Source organism: Cupriavidus sp. 2SB, from assembly GCF_005503625.1.
In the GTDB taxonomy this organism is placed as follows: domain Bacteria; phylum Pseudomonadota; class Gammaproteobacteria; order Burkholderiales; family Burkholderiaceae; genus Cupriavidus.
This window is the reverse complement of record NZ_SCMX01000090.1, coordinates 1-24,564: the sequence shown is the minus strand read 5'-3', so window position 1 is coordinate 24,564 and position 24,564 is coordinate 1. Positions and strand designations below refer to the sequence as shown.

23 protein-coding genes are annotated in these 24,564 nt (G+C 63.4%); 6 read left to right on the top strand and 17 right to left on the bottom strand.

From position 1 onward, the window contains the following. Positions 1-136: 136 nt before the first annotated feature. Together FFS21_RS27775 and FFS21_RS27770 are read right to left on the bottom strand one after the other, a co-directional pair. Complete coding sequence (locus FFS21_RS27775) at positions 137-1,300, bottom strand: porin (RefSeq protein WP_137927918.1); 1,164 nt, start codon at positions 1,298-1,300, stop codon at positions 137-139. A gap of 268 nt (positions 1,301-1,568) precedes the next feature. Continuing rightward, positions 1,569-2,306, bottom strand: a complete 738-nt coding sequence (locus FFS21_RS27770) for an aspartate/glutamate racemase family protein (RefSeq protein WP_137927917.1) — start codon at positions 2,304-2,306, stop codon at positions 1,569-1,571. 222 nt (positions 2,307-2,528) lie between these two features. On the opposite strand from FFS21_RS27770, the gene FFS21_RS27765 reads away from it, so the two are divergent. Beyond that, a complete protein-coding gene (locus tag FFS21_RS27765; RefSeq protein WP_137927912.1) occupies positions 2,529-4,985 on the top strand; it encodes an ATP-binding protein in 2,457 nt (818 codons plus the stop codon). Next, the gene (locus tag FFS21_RS27760) at positions 4,948-5,403 is read left to right on the top strand and encodes a response regulator (RefSeq protein WP_137927911.1); all 456 of its coding nucleotides are present in this window, start codon (positions 4,948-4,950) and stop codon (positions 5,401-5,403) included. The genes FFS21_RS27765 and FFS21_RS27760 overlap by 38 nt, the downstream gene beginning before the upstream one ends. 17 nt (positions 5,404-5,420) lie before the next feature. On the opposite strand, the gene FFS21_RS27755 is transcribed toward FFS21_RS27760, so the two are convergent. Next, positions 5,421-7,076 (bottom strand): sensor histidine kinase, encoded by a 1,656-nt coding sequence (locus FFS21_RS27755; protein ID WP_137927910.1) that lies wholly within the window; start codon positions 7,074-7,076, stop codon positions 5,421-5,423. A 16-nt stretch (positions 7,077-7,092) separates the two neighbouring features. Continuing rightward, on the bottom strand, positions 7,093-7,698 hold the full coding sequence (locus tag FFS21_RS27750) for a biliverdin-producing heme oxygenase (RefSeq protein ID WP_249359709.1): 606 nt from the start codon (positions 7,696-7,698) through the stop codon (positions 7,093-7,095). Between the two features lie 235 nt (positions 7,699-7,933). Between FFS21_RS27750 and FFS21_RS27745 the strand changes: the two genes are divergently transcribed. After that, complete coding sequence (locus FFS21_RS27745) at positions 7,934-8,251, top strand: TFIIB-type zinc ribbon-containing protein (RefSeq protein ID WP_137927909.1); 318 nt, start codon at positions 7,934-7,936, stop codon at positions 8,249-8,251. Positions 8,252-8,380: 129 nt separating this feature from the next. On the opposite strand, the gene FFS21_RS27740 is transcribed toward FFS21_RS27745, so the two are convergent. Both FFS21_RS27740 and FFS21_RS27735 read right to left on the bottom strand, forming a co-directional pair. Beyond that, positions 8,381-8,824, bottom strand: coding sequence for a nuclear transport factor 2 family protein (locus tag FFS21_RS27740; RefSeq protein WP_137927908.1), 444 nt, complete (start codon positions 8,822-8,824; stop codon positions 8,381-8,383). Between the two features lie 153 nt (positions 8,825-8,977). Next, positions 8,978-10,180 (bottom strand): NnrS family protein, encoded by a 1,203-nt coding sequence (locus FFS21_RS27735; protein ID WP_137927907.1) that lies wholly within the window; start codon positions 10,178-10,180, stop codon positions 8,978-8,980. 386 nt (positions 10,181-10,566) lie between these two features. Between FFS21_RS27735 and FFS21_RS27730 the strand changes: the two genes are divergently transcribed. Then, entirely contained in the window at positions 10,567-12,186 is a 1,620-nt protein-coding gene (locus FFS21_RS27730) for a methyl-accepting chemotaxis protein (RefSeq protein ID WP_249359708.1), read from the top strand. A gap of 187 nt (positions 12,187-12,373) precedes the next feature. On the opposite strand, the gene FFS21_RS27725 is transcribed toward FFS21_RS27730, so the two are convergent. Beyond that, positions 12,374-13,963, bottom strand: coding sequence for a hypothetical protein (locus FFS21_RS27725; RefSeq protein ID WP_137927905.1), 1,590 nt, complete (start codon positions 13,961-13,963; stop codon positions 12,374-12,376). Between the two features lie 148 nt (positions 13,964-14,111). On the opposite strand from FFS21_RS27725, the gene blaOXA reads away from it, so the two are divergent. Next, on the top strand, positions 14,112-14,945 hold the full coding sequence (blaOXA, locus tag FFS21_RS27720) for an OXA-1206 family carbapenem-hydrolyzing class D beta-lactamase (protein ID WP_137927915.1): 834 nt from the start codon (positions 14,112-14,114) through the stop codon (positions 14,943-14,945). Between the two features lie 30 nt (positions 14,946-14,975). Here blaOXA and fliR read toward each other — a convergent pair whose 3' ends face one another. The 7 genes from fliR to fliL all read right to left on the bottom strand — a co-directional run bounded on the left by fliR (position 14,976) and on the right by fliL (position 19,574). Beyond that, on the bottom strand, positions 14,976-15,764 hold the full coding sequence (gene fliR, locus FFS21_RS27715) for a flagellar biosynthetic protein FliR (protein ID WP_137927904.1): 789 nt from the start codon (positions 15,762-15,764) through the stop codon (positions 14,976-14,978). Positions 15,765-15,789: 25 nt separating this feature from the next. After that, on the bottom strand, positions 15,790-16,059 hold the full coding sequence (fliQ, locus tag FFS21_RS27710; RefSeq protein ID WP_061958832.1) for a flagellar biosynthesis protein FliQ: 270 nt from the start codon (positions 16,057-16,059) through the stop codon (positions 15,790-15,792). A gap of 12 nt (positions 16,060-16,071) precedes the next feature. Next, positions 16,072-16,899, bottom strand: a complete 828-nt coding sequence (gene fliP, locus FFS21_RS27705; RefSeq protein WP_502705202.1) for a flagellar type III secretion system pore protein FliP — start codon at positions 16,897-16,899, stop codon at positions 16,072-16,074. After that, a complete protein-coding gene (gene fliO, locus FFS21_RS27700; protein WP_346813534.1) occupies positions 16,896-17,450 on the bottom strand; it encodes a flagellar biosynthetic protein FliO in 555 nt (184 codons plus the stop codon). Before fliO ends, fliP begins: the two co-directional genes overlap by 4 nt. Further along, a complete protein-coding gene (fliN, locus tag FFS21_RS27695) occupies positions 17,447-17,938 on the bottom strand; it encodes a flagellar motor switch protein FliN (RefSeq protein ID WP_137927903.1) in 492 nt (163 codons plus the stop codon). The genes fliO and fliN overlap by 4 nt, the downstream gene beginning before the upstream one ends. After that, positions 17,931-18,941, bottom strand: a complete 1,011-nt coding sequence (gene fliM / locus FFS21_RS27690; protein WP_137927902.1) for a flagellar motor switch protein FliM — start codon at positions 18,939-18,941, stop codon at positions 17,931-17,933. Before fliM ends, fliN begins: the two co-directional genes overlap by 8 nt. Positions 18,942-19,085: 144 nt before the next feature. Further along, a complete protein-coding gene (gene fliL / locus FFS21_RS27685; RefSeq protein WP_137927901.1) occupies positions 19,086-19,574 on the bottom strand; it encodes a flagellar basal body-associated protein FliL in 489 nt (162 codons plus the stop codon). Between the two features lie 482 nt (positions 19,575-20,056). Between fliL and acnB the strand changes: the two genes are divergently transcribed. Next, positions 20,057-22,648 carry a bifunctional aconitate hydratase 2/2-methylisocitrate dehydratase gene (gene acnB, locus FFS21_RS27680; RefSeq protein ID WP_137927900.1) on the top strand — a complete coding sequence of 864 codons (2,592 nt, stop codon included), beginning with the start codon at positions 20,057-20,059 and terminating at the stop codon, positions 22,646-22,648. Between the two features lie 123 nt (positions 22,649-22,771). Here acnB and FFS21_RS27675 read toward each other — a convergent pair whose 3' ends face one another. The 3 genes from FFS21_RS27675 to FFS21_RS32305 form a co-directional block, all read right to left on the bottom strand. Next, positions 22,772-23,353 carry a hypothetical protein gene (locus FFS21_RS27675; RefSeq protein WP_137927899.1) on the bottom strand — a complete coding sequence of 194 codons (582 nt, stop codon included), beginning with the start codon at positions 23,351-23,353 and terminating at the stop codon, positions 22,772-22,774. Beyond that, positions 23,350-23,934, bottom strand: a complete 585-nt coding sequence (locus FFS21_RS27670; RefSeq protein WP_137927898.1) for a hypothetical protein — start codon at positions 23,932-23,934, stop codon at positions 23,350-23,352. The genes FFS21_RS27675 and FFS21_RS27670 overlap by 4 nt, the downstream gene beginning before the upstream one ends. A 102-nt stretch (positions 23,935-24,036) precedes the next feature. After that, positions 24,037-24,564, bottom strand: a 528-nt coding sequence (locus tag FFS21_RS32305; RefSeq protein WP_212745275.1) for a DUF2845 domain-containing protein, incomplete at its 5' end; no start/stop codon positions are given.

Below are 24,564 nucleotides of genomic sequence, written 5' to 3'. Positions count from 1 at the left end.
GCCCCTCTCCCGCATGCGGGAGAGGGGCGGGGGAGAGGGCCAGCAGTGCAAGTTGCGACGAGGCCGGCAAGCAGAACCTCCTGCCCTCTCCCCCAGCCCCTCTCCCTGTGGGAGAGGGGAGCAAAACACGGGCAAATCAAAACTTGTGTCGAACCCCCAACGCCACACCGATCATGTTGCTCTGCCCATTGGCGAGCGCATAGCTATTGCCGAGCGACAGGCTGTTGGCATACACCGTGGCCAGCGATTCCATCATCAGCCCTGCGTTCTTCGCATAGGCTGTGGACAGGTAGAGATCCGTGCGCTTGGACAGCGTGTAGTTGGCCACGAATGCCACCTGCCACGGGTTCGCTGCATTCGCGCCATACAGATTCTTGAGATCGTCGTAGTTGTATTCCAGTGTGAGCCCAATGGCTGGCGTGACCTGGTAGTTGGCGCCGATCCAGTAGAAGTCATCGCGCTGGATGATGGTGCCTGCTGCGTTCTTGTTCTGCCCCCATCGATATCCACCCATCACCTTGGCGACGTTGCTGAACGCATAGCTGGCGCCGATGGCGGCTTTTCGCATCGTGCCGCTGCTGGTGCCAATGGTGGGATTCCACTGGTCGTAGCCGGCGGTCACGCCGACCGGGCCAATGGAGTAGGCCACTGCCGCACCGTATGCGGTATCGCGGCGGAAGGCGCCCGGCACTTCGCCGTTGCCGCCGATCGGCGTGGGGATGCCCACGGACGCGGGCAAGGCCAGCCCCGTACCGAACGACCAGTGCGCCAGCGCGGTAAGGGGCCCGAACTGTCCCGTGTATTTGATCGTGTTGTCCTCGCGGAAGTTGGCACCCGATTGCAGTACGACGGGTTCGTACTGCGTGGCGTATGCAGTGGGCGAGAAGTTGGCCAATGCCTCGAACATCGACGTGTACTGGCGCCCCAGGCTGATCTGGCCGATGCCAGCCTTGGACAAGCCCACGAATGCCTGGCGCCCGAACAGCCTGCCGCTTTGCTGCAGCGTGCCGTTGTCCGCGCTGATACCGCTCTCCAGCACGAATACGCCCTTGACTCCGCCGCCAAGATCCTCGGTGCCGCGCAGGCCCCAGCGTGAACCGGCCAGCCCGCCGGAATTCATGCGGTAGACATTGTTCGATGGGCCAGGATTGAAACCGTTAGCCGCGATGGGCACGGCGCCCACATGGTTCGCGTATTCCACGTTCATGTCGATGACGCCATACAGCGTGACATTCGATTGCGCGTAGGCGGTGCCAACACATGCCAGCGCTATCGCAAGTGCCATGCGTGCACGACGCATGGCGTTGACCTTGGTGCTCATATGTCTCCTCGATTCTCGTTATGGGAACGAGCGAAGTATCGAGGAACGACGGTGGACGGTTTGACTATCCGGGACAGCGTTTTTGCTTCACGGGACAGTGCGGGAAAACCCGTTTGGGGTTTGTGAGAAGGCGCGCCGTGCCCGTGCGACGCACTCGCCAGCTATAGCGACGCCGCAGCCAGTTCTGCCGCTGCGCGGTCGATTACTTCCATTGCGCCGCACCCGGCCGGTGCGCGTGAATCAGGAGTCAGGTGTCGAGGGCAAAGGTCGACAACATGCCGGCATAATGTTTCGGCAACGGTCGCGCCCAGTCGCCGCGCTTGCTTGTAGAGAGTCGCAACGATATGAGCGACTCGGCCATCTTCACGGCGCAGGCCACGCCGTCGATGACGGGCGCGCCGATGGCGTCAGAGATGGATTCGCACAGGTCGGCCATCCCGGCGCAGCCCAGCACGATGCAGTCGCTGCGGTCCTCGTCCAGTGCCTGTCGGCAGGCATCGGTGATGATGCGGCGTGCATCGGAACCGGGTTTTTCGAGATCGAGCACGGGCAGGTCGCTCGCACGCACGTTGCGGCAGAAGCGTTCCATGCCGTAGCGCTCGGCCAGGTGCCACGCGATATTGCAGGTGCGCGGGAGGGTGGTCACCACGCTGAAGCCGGTGCCGATGAAGCTTGCCGTGTGCATGGCTGCTTCCGCTATCCCAATCACGGGGCCGCGGGCCAGTTCCCGCGCCGCGTACAGTCCCGGATCGCCGAAGCACGCGATGACGTAGCCATCCACGTCTTCCCGCTCACCACTCAGGATTTCGTCGAGGATGCCGGGCACGCTGAGTGCCTCGTCATAGTGGCTCTCGATCGACGCCGGCCCCATGCGCGGGCTGACCGCGATGATGCGCGTATTGGCCTGCGAAACCGTGCGGGCGCAGTGGCCTATTTTGTCGGTCATGCTCTGCGTGGTGTTCGGATTGATGATCTTGATTTTCATGGTGCGGGTCATGGACAGGATCGGCTCGCGCGGGCGGCATCATGCGCGAGGCCAGTGCACGGAGCAGGGCAGGCGCATGGTCAAAGCAATGCCCATGCCGATCCTTGCCCAATCCTTGTAATTTTTACCGGATGGCTTGCGGGTGCTGTCAATTCGGCACATCGCCAGCACGCGCCCGATGCCTGTGCGAAAATCCACCGCATGCCTACCGGCGGAGCCCGCATGCCTTACGACTCCCAGTCCCTGGTGACCGCATCGTCCGACGATTGCGCCCGGGAACCCATCCATATCCCCGGTGGTATCCAGCCACACGGATACCTGCTGAGCGTCGACGAGGCGGGCAGGGTCGTACAGGCGAGCCGCAACGTCGCGGTGCTGGCTGGTATCGACATCGAGGCCGTAGCGGGACGTGCGCTGGCCGAAGTGGTCGGTGCAGAAGCCGCGGGTCTCGCGCTGCGTGCGCTCGACAGTCTCGAAGCCGAAGGCATTCCCCTCTACGCAGGTTCCATTGACGATCCGCGCACCGGACGCGGCGACGCATCGTCACATCCACCGCTGGCCATCGTGGTGCATAGCCACCTGGGCGTGCGCATCGTGGAATTCGAACCGGCGCGCGGCCGGGCCGAAGTGTTTGCGTCGATGTACCCGCTGGTGCGCACCTTCATCAACAGCCTGCAGCATGCGGGCGATATCGAAGGGCTGGCCGCGCTGGCCGCGCGCGAAGTGCATCGCATCACGGGTTTTGGCCGCACCATGGTGTATTCGTTCGATGACGAAGGCCATGGCCATGTCATTGCCGAGTCGATGGAACCTGGCTACGCGAGCTATCTTGGCCAGCGCTTCCCTGCGTCGGACATTCCGGTGCAGGCACGCGCGCTATACGTGCGCAACCGCATCCGCCTGATTGCCGATGCCGATTACGTGGCCGCGCCGCTGGTGCCTGCGCTGCATCCCGCCACGGGCAAGCCGACCGATCTCACCTACGCCTCGTTGCGCAGTATCTCGCCGGTGCATGTGCAGTACATGAAGAACATGGGCACGTGGGCATCGATGTCGATGTCGATCGTGGTGCGCGGGCGGCTGTGGGGTTTGATCTCCTGTCATCACGACACGGCGCGGCTGCCGTCGTTCGAGGTACGCACGGCGTGCGAACACATTGCACAGGTGCTGTCGCTGCAGGTGGAGGCCAAGGAGGATCACGCCGAGGCGGACTACCGTCTGGCGCTGCGCCGCACGCAGACGAACCTGCTGGCATCGATGGCCAACACCGAGGATTTTGTCGAGTCCATCGGCAGCGATGCCCGCAGTCTGCTTGGGCTGGTGGGCGCCACCGGTGCCGTGGCCGTGTTTGAAGGTCGTATCGTGCGCGTGGGTGACGCGCCGCCCGACGCCGCCATCGAGGCGATGGTGACGTGGCTCGACGCGCAATCCGAAGAGGTCTTCGCCACCGACAATCTTGCCCAGGCGTGGCCGGAAGCCGCGGATCACGGGCTCGGGCCGGAGGCGGCCGGCGTGCTGGTGGTGTCCCTCTCGCGGCTGTTCCGCAACTACGTGATCTGGTTCCGTGCGGAGGTGGTGCGCACGATCCGCTGGGCGGGCGATCCGCGCGCGAAGCTCTCCACGCTGTCCACCACGCTGTCACCGCGCGAGAGCTTCGAGGTCTGGACCCAGATCGTGCGCGGCCGCTCGCAGCCGTGGCGCCAGGCGGAAATCGAGGTGGCGGGAGAATTCCGCGGCGCGTTGCTCGGCATCGTGCTGCGCCGCGCGGAAGAACTCGCGCAACTCGCGCTCGAACTGGGCCGCGTCAATCGCGAACTGGAGGGGTTCTCGTACACGGTCTCTCACGATCTGCGCGCACCGCTGCGCCATATCGTCGGCTTTGCGGATCTGCTGCGCGACATGGACTACAGCCGCCTGTCCGACCGCGGCAAGCATTTCATCGAGCGGATCATTGCGCAGGCGCGTTTCGGCGGCAAGCTCGTGGATGACCTGCTCGCGTTCTCGCAGATGGGCCGCGCGGCGCTGCGTCCGCAACGCCTGGATATGAAGGCGCTGGTCGAGCGCCTGGTAAGCGAGGAATCGAAGGATATCGGCACGCGCCGTCTGGAATGCCGCGTCGGCGATCTCGGCCATGTCATGGCGGACCCCGTGCTGATGGACGTGGTGTTGCGCAACCTGATCGCGAACGCGATAAAATTCACGGGCCTGCGCGGCGTGGATGCCGACGGTGCACCGGCGCAGGTCGAGATTGGCGTGGAGCCGGGCGAAGGCGAGTATGCGGGGCACGATGTGTTCTTCGTGCGCGACAACGGCGTGGGTTTCGATATGCGATACGCCGACAAGCTGTTTGGTGTGTTCCAGCGCCTGCACCGCGTGGAGGAGTTCCCGGGCACGGGCATCGGCCTGGCCAGCGTGCGCCGCATCGTGGAACGTCACGGCGGCACCACGTGGGCGCACGCCGAAGTGGACAAGGGCGCCACGATCCGGTTCTCGCTGCCGCGCGATTTCGTGCCCGAGGGCACGACGGGCGTGAACGAGACCGCCGCAGAGGCGGCATCGCGGCTGGCAGCGGTGTCGTCGGGCCAACCCTACAAGCCAGTGTTGAAAGATCTGAAAGATTTGAAAGGTACGGAGAATGAGTGTGCTGAGACCGATCCTGCTGGTCGAGGACAATCCTGACGATATCGAGCTGACGCTGATTGCGCTGGAGCGAAGCCGCCTGGCCAATCCGGTGGTATCGGTACGCGATGGCGCCGAGGCGCTCGACTTCCTGCGTCGCCAGGGGGCCTTCGCGAATCGCACGGAAGAGAACCCGGCCGTGATCCTGCTCGACAAGAAGCTGCCAAAGGTGGATGGCCACGAGGTCTTGCGCGAGGTACGCGCCGACGAGAGCCTGCGCCGCATCCCGGTGGTGATGCTGACGTCGTCACGCGAGGAACGCGATCTGCTCAAGAGCTACGACCTCGGCGTGAATGCCTATGTCGTGAAGCCAGTGGAGTTCGACGACTTCATGGCGGCCATCAATGACCTGGGCGTGTTCTGGGCCGTGCTGAACGAACCGCCACCGTATGGGTCGGGGGCGGGCAGCGCGGAGTGATGCAGGTGCAGGTCCGGCTATCGCGCTGCGTCGGCGCGGTGGCCTGCCTGAATGGCCGGCAGGCAGACACGGAAGGTGGCCCCCTTGCCCAGTCCATCGCTGTGCGCGGTGACGGTGCCATTGTGCAGGACCACAAGATTCTTCACCATCCATAGCCCCAGGCCAAGGCCGGGCGCGCGCTGCGAACGCTCCTGATGCGCCTGTTCGAAACGCTCGAATATCCGTTCGAGCGCCTCCGGCGAAATCCCCAGTCCGTTGTCGCGCACCACCAGTTCGGCGCACTGGCCGTTGGTGGTCACACTCAGTTCCACACTGCCGCGTTCGGCAAATTTCAGCGCATTGGTCAACAGGTTGAGCACCACCTGCTTCAGGCGGTTCTCGTCGGCGCTGACCATGCAGGGCGTAGATGCCGACACGACAAGCGTGACGTTGCGCGACTCCGCATCGAGCCGCAGGTCTTCCGCAACCGTCGCCGCCAGCGCGGCCATGTCCAGTTGACGGAGTTCGACGGAGAGCTTGCCCGTGGCGATGGCACCGCTATCGAGCAGATCGTCCACCATGCGCGCCAGTTGGCGCGTATTGCGTTCGATGACCTGCGCCGCGCGATTCACGTGAGACGGATCGGTGCCGCGTTCGAGTAGCGTGGTCCACCAGAGAATGGCGTGCAGCGGCGAGCGCAACTCATGGCTGACCGCCGCCACAAAGTGGTCCATGGCCTGAGCGCCCCGTTCGCTGACTTCGCGCGCCCGCTGCTCTTCCTCGGCAATGGCGCGGTAGTGGAGTTCGGATGCCTTGCGCGCGGTGATGTCGATCGTGAAACCGATCATCGATTGCGGCGAGCCGTCTTCCAGATAGCGCGCCGCGCCGCGCGACATCAGCCAGCGCATCGTGCCGTCGCGCCAGACCACGCGATACTCCACCTCGAAATGCGCGCGTGCGGCGATGGCGCGGTCCATGGCGGCGCGCACGTCGCGACGGTCCGCTTCATGCATCAATTCGTCGAATACACGCGCCTCGTTGATCGTTTCCTGGGGCGACAGGCCCATGTTGGCCTTGCACTGGTCGGTGCAGGCCATGTAGCCGGTGGCGATGTCGAGTTCCCACGCGCCAACCTTGGCAAAGGCGAGCAACTCTTCGAGCCGTTCGCGATGCGTTTGCAGCGCGGCGTTGGCTTCATCGACGAGCAGCTTGCGCAACCGGGCCTGCGAACGCAGCTTGGCGTGCTCGCGGCGGCTCTGCTCGGACTGCACGATCTGGTCGGTGACATCGCTGATCTTGAGCACGACCACGGGCGCGGCGGTGCCCACGCCGGCCAGCCGCGTCGCACGCGCCTGCCAGTAGCGTTCGCCGTCGCCGTTGCCGGCAGGGTGGCCGTCGTAACGGATCAACGGCGACATGCGGGACTCGCCGACAACCAGTTGGCCAAGCGTGGCCAGCAGCCAGTCGCGGCGCGCCGCCATCTGCGATGCCGAGAGCGTCGGGTTGATGACGAAGATCGACTTGCCCATCACTTCGTGGGCCGCGCGGCCGGACATCGTCAGGTAGGTGGCATTGGCGTGGATCACCTCGTCGTGACTGTTGAGCACGAGATAGGCGTCGGGCAGGGCATCGAACAGCGCAGCGCTGTCGAAGACCTGGTCGGCTGACCTTGCTGAGGCGGCGGTGTCTGACATGCGCTCTCCCGGTCCGCTATTTGACGCCGTGGCCGGACGCCATCGACGGGATGCGGGCGAGCAGGTCATCGAAAGCGCGTTGTGCGCCCTGACCGGCCAGTGCAATGTCATCGTCGGTGGTGACATGCGTGCGCAGCGCGTGCAGGAATTGTTGCCAGCGCGGGCCGGGCGATGCGCCGCCACCGAGATAGCGCAGCGGATGGGGTGCCAGGCGCTCGGCGAAATTCCGATAGATCACGGCGCCGCCAAGCTGCGAGCCTTCGATGACATAGCAGAGTCCCCAGCGGTAGGCCGGTTCGCTGCGCAGCGTGCCAACGTCGATGTTGTCCACCGTGGCGCCGCCCTGCGGGATCGCGGTATCCGCCAGGTCTTGCTCCAGCACATCCGCACGCGAGACTTGCGGCAGGCGGGCAGGGTCCTGCGGACCGTCGTCAAAACCCGCCAGCCAGGTCTCCAGCGGCGCCAGCCAGGCGCGCAGGATCAGCAGGTGGTCGCGATAGTCGACGAGCGTCGGCGCGGCGTGCGCCAGCGGCATCGCACGGTCCAGGACGGCGTGTTTTTCCGAGGTGGCGGCTCGCAGCGAGGCGAGCACATCGGAAGGGGGTGTCGAGTGTTCAGTCACGTAGGTGATGATCCCGCAAACCACATGGCGCCAGCTCGGCGATCAGGGTCTGGCGAGGCGGCGTATCAAGCCCACATGGTACAGGAACTGCCATCCGCTGCGGTCAGGTGCGCCAGCCGCCGATACCGGGACGATGACTCAAACATGACATTGCTGCCATCTGCGGGAATCCATCTGATCTGAATCATAGAATGGGCCCGTCGCGCCTGGTGCGCAGCTGTAGAAGGAGTGCTTGATGAAGTGTCCGACCTGTTCCGATGCCACGCTGGTGATGTCAGACCGACAAGGCGTGGAAATCGACTACTGCCCGCAGTGCCGTGGCGTGTGGCTCGACCGTGGCGAACTGGACAAGATTCTCGAACGGTCGGTCAGCGCGGCTCCAGCGCCGCAACCCACTGCGTCACGCCAGTCAGCGCCGCAGCCGTCGTATGAGGGGGATCGTGGCCGCTACGGTCACGACAAGGATTACCGCCATGACCGGCACGATCGGCACGATCGGCATGACAAATACGACAAACGCAAGAAGTCGTGGCTGTACGAGATCTTCGACTGATCGTTGATCAATGAAATAGGGGCGCCGATGGTTGGCGCCCCTTTTGTTTGCTCCCATCGACTATAGAGGTCAGACATCCTATGAATGTCTGCTCGATGGAACAGGTAACCCCTCCGTCGCCTGTCGTCTTTATGCGGCAGCCTTGACGGCCTGGCGAGCGATCAGCTTCCACTGTCCGCCCTGCTTCTGCCAGACCTGCAACACCTTGAGCAGCACGGTGCCCGGTTTGCCGCTATCCAGCGTTTCGCCGGCCAGCGTGTGGCGGATGACCGCCACGTCGCCCGAGACATTCACGGTCTGGTCGGTGATGTTGATGCTGACGAAATCGGATTTCTTGTCGAGCAGATCGCCGATGAAGCTGGCACGCGTGTCGATGCGACCACCGGAGTGGCCGTAGCTCAGCGAATCGCCGACCAGTCCGGACAGTACGGCCTGGTCGGGATCGACCATGGCAGCGCGCAGCTTTTCGGCGGCTGTCGTGACGGACTGCGAATCATTGGATTGGGCCAGGACTGGGGTGGCCAGGACGGCCAGCAGGGCAGCGGCGCCCAGCGCCGCGCGGATCTTGCGCATGATGTCTCCCGAATTCTTGTTGGATGCTCGGTATGCGGATGCTTTGAGAGGGCAACTCGTCCTTGCGGACAGGTTGTAAGTCATCGTATCACGTCGAGGCAAAATCGCAACGTAGGGTTAGCGCCGGGTGACATTGGGGGAAAAACGCGCGGATCAGCCTTCCTTGCCATCGATGCGTGGACGCATCAGGAATGGGGTGTACTTGATGAGGTAGCTCACCAGCGACAGCGCCCATAGCGCACCGGCAACGGCGATCACCTCGGGCTTGGCTTCCGGCATGGCGATGGGGCCGGCAACGCGGACCACGGCTGCCAGCACCATGCAGAGGTAGGCGAGGTGTTCCATATGGCCCGATTGCATCTGGCGTCCCGTATGGCCGAGCGCCGTGCGCGTGACCATGGCAATGACCGCGCAGCCGATCACGCCGACAGTCAGCGCGTGAAGGGCCGTGGAGCGGTCGAGCCAGCCCAATGCAGCCGCCGCAATGAGCAGGAAGCCAACGGGCAGAAAGGCATAGGCCAGATGCAGGATGAAGAGGATCGGCTTCCTGACCGTACCCAGCGGATTCCAGCCGTACAGTCGAATGCCATGCGCGATGGCTGCGCCTGCGGCGAGCACCGCAGTCAGCGGCCCCGGCGCCTGAAACGCTGCCGACATCGTGGCAAGCAGCGTGAGACCGATTACCGATCGTTCAACCATCGTCCAGCGGCGGATGCGTGCGCCGGGAATCGCATTGCCAGTGAACATCGGAATGATGCGGCCACCGATCACCGTCACGAAGATAACCACCAGCCCCGTTGCCGCTTCGGTGGCGTGCAGCGCCCAATCGGGACGACCCGCCAGCGCCGCAACATGGAACCCGATGTTGAGCGCGCCCATGATGCCGAGTGCGATGGCAAGCCCGTAGTTGCGTTGGCTCTTCGCCCGCCGCAGGATGCGATAGAAGCTCGCGCTGCACAGTGGCAGGAAGGCGATGTCCACTGCAATCGCGGCCCACGCCGGACCTGTCCACATCAGCACGCGTGCGGCCAGCCATACCGTTGCGAGGATGCCGAGCCATGTGCCCTGCGGCGTCTGCAATCCCGTCCAGTTCTTGCCCGCCGTGAAGAGGAATCCCACCACAACGGCGGCGGCGAATCCGAACACCATCTCATGGGCGTGCCAGAGCATCGCGCCGAGCCACGGTTGCGTGGCGGGTTGCCACCAGCCCAGGTACATCGCCACCCATGCCAAAACGGAAAGTGCGCCAAACGCGGCGGCCAGCAGATAGAACGGTCGGAAGCCAAGGGCCAGTACGGGCAGGCCGCGATAGCTGTTCGAGGGGGTAGGCGGGGAGATCTGCAGCAGGACGGACATGATTGGCGGGGCAAGTCGGAGGGGGTGGGACGCACTCGATTCTAGAAAAGATGCATATGAAATGCAATTTAAAAAAGGATCATGGCGTGAGGCATGCGCAACATGCCCATACATTTCTGAACATTTCATGACACTTTGTCACCCTGACCCCTCGGGAGAGGGGACTAAAGGAGAGGCGGTATGCCGTTAGCCTGCGGACATACATCTAGAGCATGGCGTCAAGAACGCCAGCCAGCGCCGGTCTGAGATGTTGTCGGCGCACGGCGCGCCAGTATCAAAGAGGAACGGGATCTCTCCAGCGATACCTGCTCCGCGATACACATCGTGGCGCGATCGTCATTGGCCATTGCCGTCGGCCATTAAATCGGGAAACAGAGGGGAAAACCGTGAAATTCCGAGATCTGTCTATCAAGACCAGACTGCTGGCGGGGTTTGGCACGCTTGCGCTCGTAGTACTCGCAGTGTCTGGGTTGTCGCTGAAGGCGCTGGGCGAATCCATCGACGGCTTCGACAACTACATCCATGGCCTGAACGCGCGTGGCGAGGTAGCGTCTCAACTGCGCGCCGCCGTGGACCAGCGCGCAATTGCCGCGCGCAACCTTGTATTGGTGACCACGCCTGCCGACCTCGATCTGGAAAAGACCGAGGTCCTCAAGGCGCATGAGGATGTGCAGCAGCGCCTGGGCAAACTCAAGCAGATGATCCAGGCCAGTGGCGTCAGCGAAGGCGCGCGCAATCTCGTGGCCGAGATGGATCGCATCGAGGGCAAGTATGGCAAGGTGGCCACGGATATCGTGGGGCTGGCTCTCGACAAGAAGACCGAGGCGGCCATCGCCAAGATGAATGCAGAATGCCGCCCGCTGCTGGCCGCGCTGATCAAGGCGACGCAGGACTACGCCGAATTTACGCGCGATCGTCAGAAGGACATGGTCGCGAAGATCAACGATGAGTACACCCGCCAGCGATTGATGCTGATCCTGGCGGCAGTGGCTGCCGTGGCGTTCGCCATCATCGGCGGCTTGCTGCTGACGCGTGCGATCACGGCGCCGATCCAGCGTGCGGTGGAAGTGGCGCGCACCGTGGCACGTGGCGAACTGGGCTCGCAGATTGTCGTCGATTCGAAAGATGAGACCGGCCGCCTGCTGGCTGCGCTGCGCGACATGAACGACCGGCTGACGGAGACGGTGGGCCGCGTGCGTGCGAGCAGTTCGAACATCGAGGTGGCGACGGGCGAAATTGCCAACGGCAACATGGATCTGTCGAGCCGCACGGAGCAACAGGCCGCATCGCTGGAAGAAACCGCCGCCAGCATGGAGCAGTTGACCGCAACCGTGCGCCACAACACCGAAAACGCACGCCAGGCCAGCGAGCTTGCGCGCAACGCTGCGGAAGTAGCGCAGCAGGGCAGCGGCACCGTGGGCCGCGTGGTGGACACGATGGAAGGCATCAGCGCCAGTTCGGCCCGCATTGCGGACATCACCGGCATCATCGAGAGCATCGCGTTCCAGACCAATATCCTGGCGCTCAACGCAGCAGTGGAAGCGGCACGCGCAGGCGAGCAGGGACGTGGCTTTGCTGTCGTGGCAAGCGAGGTGCGCAGCCTGGCGCAGCGGTCATCGAACGCAGCCAAGGAAATCAAGGAACTGATCGAGGCATCGGTGGCACAGGTGCAGGCCGGCTCCACACTGGCCGGCGAAGCGGGTCAGACCATGGCCGAAGTGACCGACGCCGTGGCCCGCGTGACGAACATCGTCAACGAAATCGCTGCGGCATCCGCCGAACAGAACCGAGGCATCGAACAGGTGAACCAGGCCATCGTCCAGATCGATCAGGTCACGCAGCAGAATGCGTCGCTGGTGCACGAGGCTGCGACGGCATCGAAATCACTGGAGGAACAGGGGCGGTTGCTGACAGAGGCGGTGGCGTTCTTCAAGGTGCCTTCGGGCGGCGTGGTGCGGAGTGCGCCGGGGCAGTTGGTTGTCAGGGGCAATGTGGCGTACGCATAAGTCGCGTTATCTCCCGCGTTTGGTTTGCTCCCCTCTCCCGCTTTGCGGGAGAGGGGCTGGGGGTGAGGGCAAGCAGTGAAAATTTCGATGTGGCTGGCAAGCAGACCCTCAAGCCCTCTCCCCCACCCCTCTCCCACTTTCGCGGGAGAGGGGAGCGCATAACAACGGTTCGCGGTCGTGTTGAGATCTACATCCCCACTCGCAACTCCGGTGGCAGCGTCCTCAACCCCGCGTGAAAGAACCCCTTCTCGCTTGCACGTAGTGATCCGATCTGCTGCTTGAGTCGTTCCACCGCTTCATACGCATCCACCGACGCACCCTGCTCGTGCGTGAGATACCACGCCGATTCCATCAACAGGTTCGACAGTTGCAGCGCGTTGTAACGCACGCGCCCCGTATCGTGCTCCTCCAGCGCGAACGCGGCCACTGATGACCAACGGACAAAACCCTTGGCTGGTGCGAACGGCGCATGGAACGGACGCAATGCATCGATGGCGGCAGTCACCGTGAGCGGTTGTTGCGCACGGAATGCCGCAAGCGATGTCGAGGCATCGGCTTCCAGATGGCCGCGTGCCACCCGTAACAGGAAGATGGTGTTCCAGGCCGATCCACCGCCTACGCCGAATCGATCGCAGATCCATTCCGACAATCCAAGCCAGCGCATGGCCTGACGCTGCACGTCGCCAGCGACCATCGCGCGCGATGCATCCACGAGACGGAACTGCCAGAACAACCATAGCGACCAGCCGATGTTCGCGGCGGCGTGCTGCACGGCGTCTACCGAATCCGCTTCGTATGCCGCCTGCAGTGCGCCGGAGAAGCCTTCCATCGCCAGGCGCGCCGCTTGCTGTTTCTGCTGCGGAGTGCCCACGCCATCCGGACGCAGCGCCAGGCTCTTCTGCACGAGTGCTTCGAGGTTGAGCGTTTCGAATCGCACGCGCGGGTTGTAGCGCACCACGGGTCGCAGTTCCGCGTCGCCTGACAGGCGGGTGAGTTCGTGTTGTGCAGCGTCGAGATCTGCGCGCGCATAGTGCTCCCACGCTCGCACCACGTGTGCCATGGCCGCGAAGGTCGGCAGCGCGGCATTGACGCCGCCTGCCACCACAATGCGCTGGAAGCGGCGCAACGCTGCGCGGCTGCGATCCAGTCGGTCACTGCGCCGCCAGGCCAGGCTTTCCTTGAGCAAGGAGAGCGCCAACTGAAAATCATCGGCAGCGGTGCGCTGCGCTGCGCGGAACGATTCGGCCACGCCGTGATCGAGCGTGCCGGCGAAGCCGTCCTGCGCGCCGCGCATCGCCTGCGTCAGATGGCGCCAGAAGGCCATGTCGCGCATCGCATACTGCAGGCCGTCCTCGGCGGGGATCGACGGGACATTGCCGGCTTCCGGGGTTTGTCCCAGCCAACGCGCCACACCCGCTGGTCCCAACGGTTTGCCTTCGACCGTGAAACGCAGGCGCCGCGCGGTGGCAGCACTCATCCAGAACGGTCCACGACTGCGATGCGAAGTGGGCAACGCGGAGATCCCGAGCGTGCGATCGCTGCCCCATCCCACTGGAATCCTCCAGCGCGAAAAATCGGCGAAGGCGCGCGAGACGATCATGCGCACGTCGGCGGCTTCCGCAAAGCGTGTGCGGACGACATTGGCGTTGAGCGCTTCCTGATCGCGCGATGCGGCGAGCCAGATGCGCGCGAGCATCCAGACGGACTGGTAACGCGCGGGCTGGTCATCCACACGATAGGGCGCAGAGAGTTCGACGAAGATCGATGTCGGGGGCATGCCGCATGTTACGCGTGTTACAGCATGCGCGGTTGGCGCGAACGAGGTCATTGCCTATGCTCCGCATCACGATCCGGGCCTGGATTGCCATGCGTCAGCCTGACGCCAACCCATCAATGAAAAACCAGAAAGGGGTCTGCACATGCCTATGCGACACAGCATCGCCCGGTTGTTCCTCACCACGACATTGCTGCTGGCCGGCGCCGCGCGCGCCGCAGCGCCAGCCGCAAGCACGCTCGATGCCAAGCCGTTGTTCGATGCCGCTGGCGCCGATGGCACGATGGTGATCTACGATGTGCGCCAGCAGCGCACCATGACGTACAACCCGAAGCGCGCCGCCACGCAGTATTCGCCGGCATCGACCTTCAAGATCTTCAACTCGCTGATCGGGCTGGAGACCGGCGCCGTGGCGGACGTGGATCACGACAAGCTGCCATGGGACGGCAAGGTGTGGATGCACCACGGCAAGCCCATCCTGCCGGCGGTTTGCAATGGCGACGTGGCGCTGCGCGTGGCGCTGCCCAACTCATGCGTGCCCGCATATCAGGCGCTGGCACGGCGCGTAGGCACTGTACAGTATCGCAAGTACCTGACGGCTGCGCATTTCGGCAATGCCGATGTGGAAGGACCCGTGGACCGCTTCTGGCTCAACGGGCATCTCAAGATCAGCGCAAACCAGCAGGTCGATTTTCTGCGCGATGTGGCGGCGCACAAGGTGCCGTTGATCTCCGAGCGCAGCTTCGATGCACTCGACGACATCCTCACTATCGAGAAGACGGCCGACTACACGCTGCGTGCGAAGACGGGTTGGGACGCCTCCGGCACCGCAGGGACGGACGTGGGCTGGTGGGTGGGCTGGGTCACGCGTGGCGAAAATACCTGGGTGTTCGCGCTGAACCTCGACATGTCGAAGCCCGAAGCTGGCGCGCGCAGGCAGGAGATCGCGCGCGCGATGCTCAGGCAGGTGGGTGCGTTGCCCTGATCGTTCGATCCGGGCAACGCCACATCGACGCTAGTTCGGCGCAAGCTGGTCGAGTACCGAGCCTGCCGTGCGCAGGCCGATATCGACGAGGTGCTGCATGTACAGGCCCATCTGCGGCATACACAGCATCAGCACCAGCATGCCGCCGAGCAGCGTCACCGGGAAGCCCACCGCAAAGATCGAGAGCTGCGGCGATGCGCGGTTCAGGATACCCATCGCAAGGTTCAGTGTCAGCAGCGCGGCAATCATCGGCAGCGACAACAGCGTGCCGGTGGCAAACACCATCGAACCGGCGCGCGCCAGCACACCCCATCCGTGGCCGGAGAGCGGCACACCGGCGATGGGCACACCCTGGAAGCTATCGACGAGTGCGGCCAGCATCATCAGGTGTCCGTCGAGTGCCAGGAACATCAGCGTGGCCACGATGTTGAGAAAGCGCGACAGCACCATCGTCTGTCCGCCCGCAGAGCGGTCGTAGAACGCCGCGAACGACAGGCCCATCTGCAGGCCGATCACTTCACCGGCCACTTGCACGGCGGCAAACACCAGCCGCATCGAGAAACCCATGGCGATGCCGATGGCCACCTCGTTGAGGATGACGAGCAGGCCCTCGTACGAGTACACCGGCGCGGTGGGAATGGCGCCGATGGTCGGCGAGATGATGGTAGACAGCGCGGCAGCCAGCAGGATCTTGGCACGGCGCGGAATGGTGGATTCGCTGAAGATCGGCGCCGTGGCGATCAGCGCGAGCAATCGGAACATCGGCCACAGGAATGTGGCGATCCATCCGTAGAGCTGATCGGTGGAGACATCCAGCACGGCGTGAAAAATGTAAGAGCGTCGATCAGTGCGCGAGGGCAGGAATGCCCTGGAACACTTCGCGCATGTAGTCGACGAACGTGTTGATCATCCACGGACCCACCAGCACCATCGTGACGAACAGTGCGACGAGCTTCGGGATGAACGTCAGCGTCATTTCGTTGATTTGCGTGGCGGCCTGGAACAGGCTCACCACGAGACCGGCAGCCAGCGCCACGAGCAGCAGCGGCGCCGACAGCATCAGGGTCATCTTCATCGCCTGCGTGGCGATGGTCATCACCATTTCCGGTGTCATGTCGGGCTCCGCTCAGTTCATGAAGCTCTGCGCCAGGGAACCCAGCAGCAGTTGCCACCCATCGACCAGCACGAACAGCATCAGCTTGAACGGCAGCGAAATGGTGGCGGGTGGCACCATCATCATGCCCATCGCCATCAGCACGCTGGCCACGACAAGGTCGATGATGAGGAACGGGATAAAGATCGTGAAGCCGATCTGGAACGCGGTCTTCAGTTCGCTGGTGACGAAGGCGGGCACCAGTACCGAGAACGGCACGTCGTCCGGACCCTGCATTTCCGGGATTTTCGCCATCTGCGCGAACAGTGCGAGATCCTTCTCGCGGGTCTGCTTGAGCATGAACGCACGCACCGGCACGGCAGCGCGCGAGGCCGCGGTTTCCAGGCTGATGCGGTTTTCGGAGAGCGGCTTGTACGCGTCGGTGTAGACCTTGTCGAACACCGGCGACATCACGAAAAAGGTCAAGAACAGCGACAGGCCGACGATAACCTGATTAGGCGGAGAAGATGCCGTGCCCATCGCATTGCGCAGCAAACCGAGCACGATGATGATGCGCGTGAACCCCGTCATCATCAGCATGGCCGCCGGCAGGAACGACAGCGAGGTCAGCAGGACCAGCGTCTGGATCGAGAGCGACCAGGTCTGGCCGCCACCGGGTGCCGGCTTGCTCGTCATGCCGGGCAACGACTGGGCCAGCGCGGACTCTGGCGCCAGCCACAGCATCATCGGCAACAGCGCCAGCAGGGTGGTTCCCGCCATACGCCATGACTGCGACGGGTGCGACGGACGCACGAAGGGCTTCGGTTGCCGCTCGACAGCGGCGCCACGCAGCGTGTTCATTTCTTGAGGTTTTCCTGCATGGCGCGCATCAGCCGTTCACCAAAGCCGCCTTGCATGGGCTGTGCGGGATGGGGAACGGAGGAAGATGGCGCGCCGGAATCGGGCTGGGCCGGCAACGTATGAAGCGGGCGGATCTCGTTGGGCGAGACACCGAGCACGAGCCAGGTGTCGCCCACTTCCACGGTCACGATCTTCTGGCGCGCGCCCAGCATCAGGCTGTTCACGACCTTGATCGATGCATTGCCACCGCCGTGGCGGACAAGGCCGACGCGACGCGCCAGCCAGGCCATGCCAAGGATCAGGGCAATGACGGCAAACAATCCAAGCCCGGCCTGGACGAGACTGCCGCCACTGCTGATGGCCGGGGCACTGCTTGCCGCGAGATAGCTGCTGGCTGCAGCACCGCTGGCGGGGGGAGCCGCCTGTGCGGTACTGAGCACGGTGTCAGCGGCCTGCGCGCCGGTCACGGCAACGCCCATGAGGACGATGCCTGCGGCAATACCAGAGGCAATGCGCGCGGTGGCTGCTAACCGGCGCGAGGCGGCTGTCATTTGTTGAGCTTCCGGATACGTTCGGACGGCGTGATGATGTCCGTCAGGCGGATGCCGAACTTGTCGTTCACCACCACCACTTCGCCCTGGGCGATGAGGTAGCCATTCACGAGCACGTCCATCGGCTCGCCGGCCAGGCCGTCGAGCTCCACCACCGAACCCTGTGCCAGTTGCAGCAGGTTCTTGATGGGCACCTTGGTGCGTCCCAGTTCCACGGTCAGCTGCACCGGGATATCGAGGATCATCCCGATGTCGTTGTGGAAGCCGCTCGTGGCTTCCTGCGCCAGCGGCGGGAAGACGGTCGAGGCGGCCGGCGTGGCGCCTGCCATCGGCTGTGCGGCCGGCGCCATGGCCGGAGCTGCCGGGGTAGCCACCGCGGCGGCGGGGGCGGCAGCAGGCGTTGCCTGCTCGGCGCTGGTCTGCTCCGCGAGGGCGCTGGCCCAGTCGTCCATCGGATCGACCGGCTTGTCCTGAGTGCCGTCAGTCATGATCGGTTTCCTTGTTGGAATCGCTGTCTTGGTAGTTGATCATTCGTTCCACGCGCAGTGCGTACTGGCCGTTCATCGTGCCGAAGCCGCATTGCATGACGGGCACGCCGTCGACCTTGCCGAAAATCTTGTCGGGCAGTTCGATCGGCAACACGTCGCCTTCGCGCATGGCCAGCACCTCGGCCACGGTGCTGCGGATGTGTGCGAACTCGGCCACCAGATCCACTTCGGCGGCACGCAACTGGTTGGAAAGCTGGCCGAGCCAGCGCTTGTCCACCTCGACTTCGTCCTGCAGCGGATTCATCAGCAGATCGCGCAGCGGTTCGATCATCGAGAAGGGAATGCAGATATGCAGTTGTCCGCCCACGGCGCCCAGTTCGATATGGAACGCGGTGGTGACCACGGCGTCGTTCGGACCAGCCACGTTGGCGAACTTGGTGTGCATCTCCGAGCGGACATAGTCGAACTCGATGGGATGCACGGTGCCCCATGCCTGGCTGTAGCTGTTCAGCGTCAGGTCCAGCATGCGGCGGATGATGCGTTGCTCGGTCTGCGTGAAGTCGCGGCCTTCCACACGGGTGTGGAAGCGGCCATCGCCACCGAACAGGTTGTCGACCACCAGGAACACGAGGTTCGGGTCGTACACGAACAGCGCGGTACCCCGCAGCGGCTTCATGTGGACCAGGTTCAGGTTGGTCGGCACGGGCAGGTTGCGCACGAAATCGCCGTACTTCTCGATCCTTACCGTGCCCACCGAGATGTCGGCGCCACGGCGGATGAAGTTGAACAGCGCGGTGCGCAGCGCGCGGGCAAAGCGCTCGTTGATGATTTCGAGCGTATGCAGGCGGCCACGGACGATACGTTCCTGGTTGGCCAGGTTGTACGGCCGTACACCGCCTTCTTCGACGGCTGGCGCCGCCGCCGCGGGCGCATCGGTTTCACCCGAAACGCCCTTCAGTAGTTCGTCTACCTCGTCCTGCGAGAGGAACTTGTCGTAGGCCATCTAGTGTCCTGCCCCGTGAACGGCTGTGAGAATGAAACGATCCATGTCCGGCTTCAGGCGTCGTGCATGACACGACGGCGGGAGAGAGGGACGGCGGACAATTTCATAAGGTTTTGGCTCTGGGTTCGCGGTGCAGGATGCGGCTTACTGCACCACGAACGATGTAAACAAGACGTCCAGGATCTTCTGGGGCGGCAGGCTCGGTGCGAACGGCTGGCTGATGGCAGCCTGCACGTCCTGGGCGAGCTTGCGCTTGCCTTCCACGGTGGCCAGGTCAGCCGGCTGGCGTGCCGACAGCAGCAGCAGGATGCGGCTGCGTGCTTCGGGCTGGTACTGCGCCAGGCGAGCCTGCGTTTCCGCGTCCGCCACTTTCAGCGACAGGCCGGTGTGCAGGAAGCGGTCGCCATCGTCGCTCTTCAGGTTGACGGTGAACGCATCCAGCGGCACGAAGATCGGCGGCGGAAGCACCGGCGCAGCCGGGGCCGCAGCCGGACGATTGTTGCTGAGGACACTGCCCAGGAAAAAGCCGCCAGCGGCCAGCGCCACTACCAGCACGCCGCCGCCGATCAGCATCAGCCGGCCGCGCTTGCTGGAAGTGCCGCCGTTCTGGGAGGGGGAAAGCGTGTTCGCCATGAGATGCCTGTGTCGGAATGCCTGCCATTCTTCCCGAATCGCAGACAAGCAAAGGGCCGATAAAAAGGGGGAAACCCATTCAGCTTGGCCGTTTGAGCTGAACGGGCATCGGACGCAGAGGCGCGACGGCGCGCCATTTGCGCCTGCAAGATGGTTAACGATTACCGCGCGCGGAACTTAAGACGTGCGTGAAGCCGCTGCCGCGAAGTCGACTTAAAAGTAATTCACTGGGCACTTTCATCGGCACGGGGAGGCATCGCGGGGGTGTCGTGACGAGAGTGCTGCGTGCAGGCGTTGCGCGGAGGGCATCCCGCCAGCCCTTGCCGCGCCGTGCATCGTCTCTTTTAACTCTTATATAAGATATAAGACGTTTGATTCGGCGCCCACTTGGAAGTACAATCACGCGCAACTGGCGGACTCGCGCCGCTGGTCCACAAGAGACATAGCAGTACTGTTACAACCCCAATTAACAGCAGGTTCCCATGCTTGATACCTATCGCGCCCATGTCGCCGAACGCGCCGCGCTCGGCATTCCTCCTCTGCCGCTGACCGCCAAGCAGACTGCCGAGCTGATCGAACTGATCAAGAACCCGCCGGCGGGCGAGGAGCAGGCCCTGGTGGACCTGATCACGTACCGTGTGCCGGCTGGCGTGGATGACGCCGCCAAGGTCAAGGCTTCGTACCTGGCCGCCGTGGCCCTGGGTTCGGAAAAGACCCCCCTGATCTCGCGCGCCCGCGCCACCGAGCTGCTCGGCACGATGCTGGGCGGCTACAACATCTCCCCGCTGATCGAACTGCTGGACGACGCCGAAGTGGGCGCCGTTGCCGGCGAAGCGCTCAAGAAGACGCTGCTGATGTTCGATGCCTTCCATGACGTGAAGGAAAAGGCGGACAAGGGCAACGCCAATGCCAAGTCCGTGCTGCAAAGCTGGGCCGACGCCGAGTGGTTCACGAGCCGTCCGGCGCTGCCGGAATCGCTGACGATCACCGTATTCAAGGTGCCGGGCGAAACCAACACCGACGATCTGTCGCCCGCTCCCGATGCCACCACGCGCCCGGACATTCCGATGCACGCGCTGGCCATGCTGAAGAACAAGCGCGAAGGCGCCGCCTTCCAGCCGGAAGAAGACGGCAAGCGCGGCCCGATCAAGTTCATCGAATCGCTGGCCGAGAAGGGCAACCTGGTGGCCTACGTCGGTGACGTGGTCGGTACGGGTTCCAGCCGCAAGTCGGCCACCAACTCGGTGCTGTGGTTCACGGGCGAAGACATTCCGTTCGTGCCGAACAAGCGCTTCGGTGGCGTGTGCCTGGGCAGCAAGATTGCTCCGATCTTCTACAACACGATGGAAGACGCCGGCGCACTGCCGATCGAACTCGACGTGTCGCAGATGGAAATGGGTGACGTGGTCGAACTGCGCCCCTACGAAGGCAAGGCACTGAAGGACGGCAAGGTCATCGCCGAATTCAAGGTCAAGTCCGACGTGCTGTTCGACGAAGTGCGCGCTGGTGGCCGTATTCCGCTGATCGTAGGCCGTGGCCTGACCGCCAAGGCACGCGAATCGCTGGGCCTGGCCCCGTCGACGCTGTTCCGCCTGCCGCAAAACCCGGCCGATACCGGCCGCGGCTTCACGCTGGCCCAGAAGATGGTTGGCCGCGCCTGCGGTCTGCCGGAAGGCACCGGCATCCGTCCGGGTACGTACTGCGAACCGAAGATGACTTCGGTGGGCTCGCAGGACACCACCGGCCCGATGACGCGCGACGAGCTGAAGGACCTGGCCTGCCTGGGCTTCTCGGCCGATCTGGTGATGCAGTCGTTCTGCCACACCGCCGCGTATCCGAAGCCGGTCGACGTGAAGACACACCACACGCTGCCGCAATTCATCAGCACCCGTGGCGGCATCTCGCTGCGCCCGGGCGATGGCGTGATCCACTCGTGGCTGAACCGCATGCTGCTGCCCGACACCGTGGGCACCGGCGGCGATTCGCACACCCGCTTCCCGATCGGTATCAGCTTCCCCGCAGGTTCGGGTCTGGTGGCCTTTGCTGCAGCCACCGGCGTGATGCCGCTGGACATGCCGGAATCGGTGCTGGTCCGCTTCAAGGGCAAGATGCAGCCCGGCGTGACGCTGCGCGATCTGGTCAACGCCATTCCGCTGTACGCGATCAAGCAGGACATGCTGACCGTGGCCAAGCAAGGCAAGAAGAACATCTTCTCGGGCCGCATCCTGGAAATCGAAGGCCTGCCTGACCTGAAGGTGGAACAGGCTTTCGAGCTGTCGGACGCTTCGGCAGAACGTTCGGCCGCCGGTTGCACGGTGCGCCTGAACAAGGAACCGATCATCGAATACATCAACAGCAACATCACGCTGCTGAAGTGGATGATCGCCGAAGGCTACCAGGACCCGCGCAGCCTGCAGCGCCGTATCCAGGCCATGGAAGCATGGCTGGCCGATCCGAACCTGCTGCAACCGGATGCCGACGCCGAGTACGCTGCCGTGATCGAAATCGATCTGGCCGACGTGCATGAGCCGATCGTGGCCTGCCCGAACGATCCGGACGACGTGAAGACGCTGTCGGACGTGGCTGGCGCCGTGATCGACGAAGTGTTCATCGGTTCGTGCATGACCAACATCGGCCACTTCCGCGCCGCATCGAAGCTGCTGGAAGGCAAGCGCGACATCCCCGTGAAGCTGTGGGTCGCCCCGCCGACCAAGATGGACCAGAAGCAACTGACCGAGGAAGGCCACTACGGCGTGTTCGGCACCGCCGGTGCACGTACCGAAATGCCGGGCTGCTCGCTGTGCATGGGCAACCAGGCACAAGTGCGCGAAGGCGCCACGGTGATGTCCACGTCCACGCGTAACTTCCCGAACCGTCTGGGCAAGAACACGAACGTGTACCTGGGCTCCGCCGAACTGGCCGCCATCTGCTCGCGCCTGGGTCGTATCCCGACCAAGGAAGAGTACATGGCCGACATGGGCGTGCTGACCGCCAACGGCGACAAGATCTACAAGTACATGAACTTCGACCAGATCGAAGACTTCAAGGAAGTTGCAGATACGGTGTCGTTCTGAGCGATTGGATCGAGGGCTGAGGTTTTAGCCCTGGTCTGAAAGATGAAAACCCCGCAGACGTGTGAGCGTCTGCGGGGTTTTTTGTTGGATTTTTGCGCGAGAGTGTGTGCTTAGCCCAAATCTTCAGCTTCGCTGGCCTTGGCAGTAAGGTGTCCGAACTGCATTGTCAAGCGGCACCAACTGGCTCTTTCCCTCACCGCTGACGATTTGCGACATCGATACGGAACCCAGTCCTTTGCTCAACAGCATTTCGTAATCCTTGCCGGGTTCGAGTGTCAGCGTCCATTGGGCATAGCGGGGAATATTGCCGTTACCCACGATTTCCATGAGACGTATGGCGACGGGTTTGCCGGCCCTTACGCGTGCTTCCGTGTAAGAGATGGACGAATACGCTTCGCCGCCGGGCATGCCAATGCGGTCGAGTCTCTGCTCGACAATCCACCGGATGGCCTGCGTGTTGTAGCTCAGGTCGGCTATGCGGCCGGTCGTAGCATCGGTCGAGTAGAAGCATGGGGTAGCAAAGGCTTCCCTGATATACACCAAGCCGGGTTCCGCCAACCGGAAGCGAACGCGCGCGGCATCCCCCCCGGGATCGGCTTTTGTTGTCGCTTCGATAATGTCGGCGCAACCAGCCAATAAGGCGGACATTGTGAAGACGGCGATTGTCGCCGGCATAGTGAACCAACTTTTGTCTGCCGTATTCATTTGGCACTCCTCAGCGAGACATCCACCTTGCCGGAATACGAATACGGAAGGCCGTACTCCGTGCCGTTCTCCGAGGAGAATGTTGTGCGTTCGGCGTATGGACTTCCCGAGTAGACGATGACGTACCGCGCACTGTTGGGAACCGTATAGGTCGCGATTTTCGACATCGACCAGGCAAGGATGCCTCGGCGTGTGCGCAACGGTGCTTCGCGCGGGCCAGGCAGCGGGTTGCGCGCGGCATCGAGAAACAAGGCATTCGCCCTGACAATGGTCATCGTCGTCAGCGCGGGACCGCCACTGACGAACGCGCGCAGTTCAAGCAGAGCACCGTCGGACTGCTGGGGCAATGTGTATGCCGCGAAGACGCCGTTCCCTTCCGGGAACGGAAACACGGGCGAAGTCTCGGCATCAAAGGAAACGGACGTAGTGTCCTCGAATTTCAGGTCGCCGGTCTGCATCGCCTGAAACGACTTGCAGCAGATTCGTGAGGATGCGGGGATCTGCGGGATAAGCGGAGGCCTTGCGCAACTGGCAAGAAGAAGCGTCAGGGCGAGAAGGGCGTAGCGTGTTGGGAACTGCATGGCGGCGTCGTGACGTGGGTCCAATGAGGGTTCTCTGAGGTACGTCATCGTTAACGGACTTGCGGCTGTCAGTTTGATCCCTTCCTTTGCAGGGGGCAGCCCTCAGGGAATCCGGTCGCCATACCGAATGGCATTCAGCTTGCCATGCTGGAATACGAGTGTGGTGACGAACTGCCCGGACCCCGGGGCGTATGTCCATTCATCGACGGTGACGCACGCAGCCGAAGCGCTGTCGACAAGGCCGTTCGCTTCCGGCGTAACTACCAGCGGCTTGCAGGACGAATACTGGGCGATAGGTGCTCCGCATTTGATCCGGATGTCAGCCTTGCCATCGCCGATGCTGGCGAGATTTCCACCGCATCTGAGGGTTCCGGAGAAAGCCGAGCTGGAAGCGGCCAGTAGCGAGAGTGGAAGAAGGATCTTGAGCGCGCGTTTCATCGTGTCGGATATCAGAAAGCTGCACAGGGTAGGAGCACCTGCTGACTTATAGGCGAGCGTGTGCGTATCAGATATCGCCAAAAAGCGAAATCGCGCGTCTCTTCCGACTGCGGCAAGGGATTTCTGCGGGCAGGTCGAGAGATCCAGAGTACTACCGCATTGCTCCCGGCACGCCCGCCTCCCCCTCCAACC

What these genes read in the sequence shown, in the direction of transcription:
- fliN (WP_137927903.1), bottom strand. Translation starts at nt 17,938, where the DNA reads ATGACTGACGGCACTCAGGACAAGCCGGTCGATCCGATGGACGACTGG.
- fliO (WP_346813534.1), bottom strand. Translation starts at nt 17,450, where the DNA reads ATGACAGCCGCCTCGCGCCGGTTAGCAGCCACCGCGCGCATTGCCTCT.
- fliM (WP_137927902.1), bottom strand. Translation starts at nt 18,941, where the DNA reads ATGGCCTACGACAAGTTCCTCTCGCAGGACGAGGTAGACGAACTACTG.
- FFS21_RS27765 (WP_137927912.1), top strand. Translation starts at nt 2,529, where the DNA reads ATGCCTTACGACTCCCAGTCCCTGGTGACCGCATCGTCCGACGATTGC.
- fliQ (WP_061958832.1), bottom strand. Translation starts at nt 16,059, where the DNA reads ATGACACCGGAAATGGTGATGACCATCGCCACGCAGGCGATGAAGATG.
- blaOXA (WP_137927915.1), top strand. Translation starts at nt 14,112, where the DNA reads ATGCGACACAGCATCGCCCGGTTGTTCCTCACCACGACATTGCTGCTG.
- fliL (WP_137927901.1), bottom strand. Translation starts at nt 19,574, where the DNA reads ATGGCGAACACGCTTTCCCCCTCCCAGAACGGCGGCACTTCCAGCAAG.
- FFS21_RS27755 (WP_137927910.1), bottom strand. Translation starts at nt 7,076, where the DNA reads ATGTCAGACACCGCCGCCTCAGCAAGGTCAGCCGACCAGGTCTTCGAC.
- FFS21_RS27770 (WP_137927917.1), bottom strand. Translation starts at nt 2,306, where the DNA reads ATGAAAATCAAGATCATCAATCCGAACACCACGCAGAGCATGACCGAC.
- FFS21_RS27675 (WP_137927899.1), bottom strand. Translation starts at nt 23,353, where the DNA reads ATGAATACGGCAGACAAAAGTTGGTTCACTATGCCGGCGACAATCGCC.
- FFS21_RS27735 (WP_137927907.1), bottom strand. Translation starts at nt 10,180, where the DNA reads ATGTCCGTCCTGCTGCAGATCTCCCCGCCTACCCCCTCGAACAGCTAT.
- FFS21_RS27670 (WP_137927898.1), bottom strand. Translation starts at nt 23,934, where the DNA reads ATGCAGTTCCCAACACGCTACGCCCTTCTCGCCCTGACGCTTCTTCTT.
- FFS21_RS27740 (WP_137927908.1), bottom strand. Translation starts at nt 8,824, where the DNA reads ATGCGCAAGATCCGCGCGGCGCTGGGCGCCGCTGCCCTGCTGGCCGTC.
- fliP (WP_502705202.1), bottom strand. Translation starts at nt 16,899, where the DNA reads ATGAACACGCTGCGTGGCGCCGCTGTCGAGCGGCAACCGAAGCCCTTC.
- acnB (WP_137927900.1), top strand. Translation starts at nt 20,057, where the DNA reads ATGCTTGATACCTATCGCGCCCATGTCGCCGAACGCGCCGCGCTCGGC.
- FFS21_RS27745 (WP_137927909.1), top strand. Translation starts at nt 7,934, where the DNA reads ATGAAGTGTCCGACCTGTTCCGATGCCACGCTGGTGATGTCAGACCGA.
- FFS21_RS27725 (WP_137927905.1), bottom strand. Translation starts at nt 13,963, where the DNA reads ATGCCCCCGACATCGATCTTCGTCGAACTCTCTGCGCCCTATCGTGTG.
- FFS21_RS27775 (WP_137927918.1), bottom strand. Translation starts at nt 1,300, where the DNA reads ATGCGTCGTGCACGCATGGCACTTGCGATAGCGCTGGCATGTGTTGGC.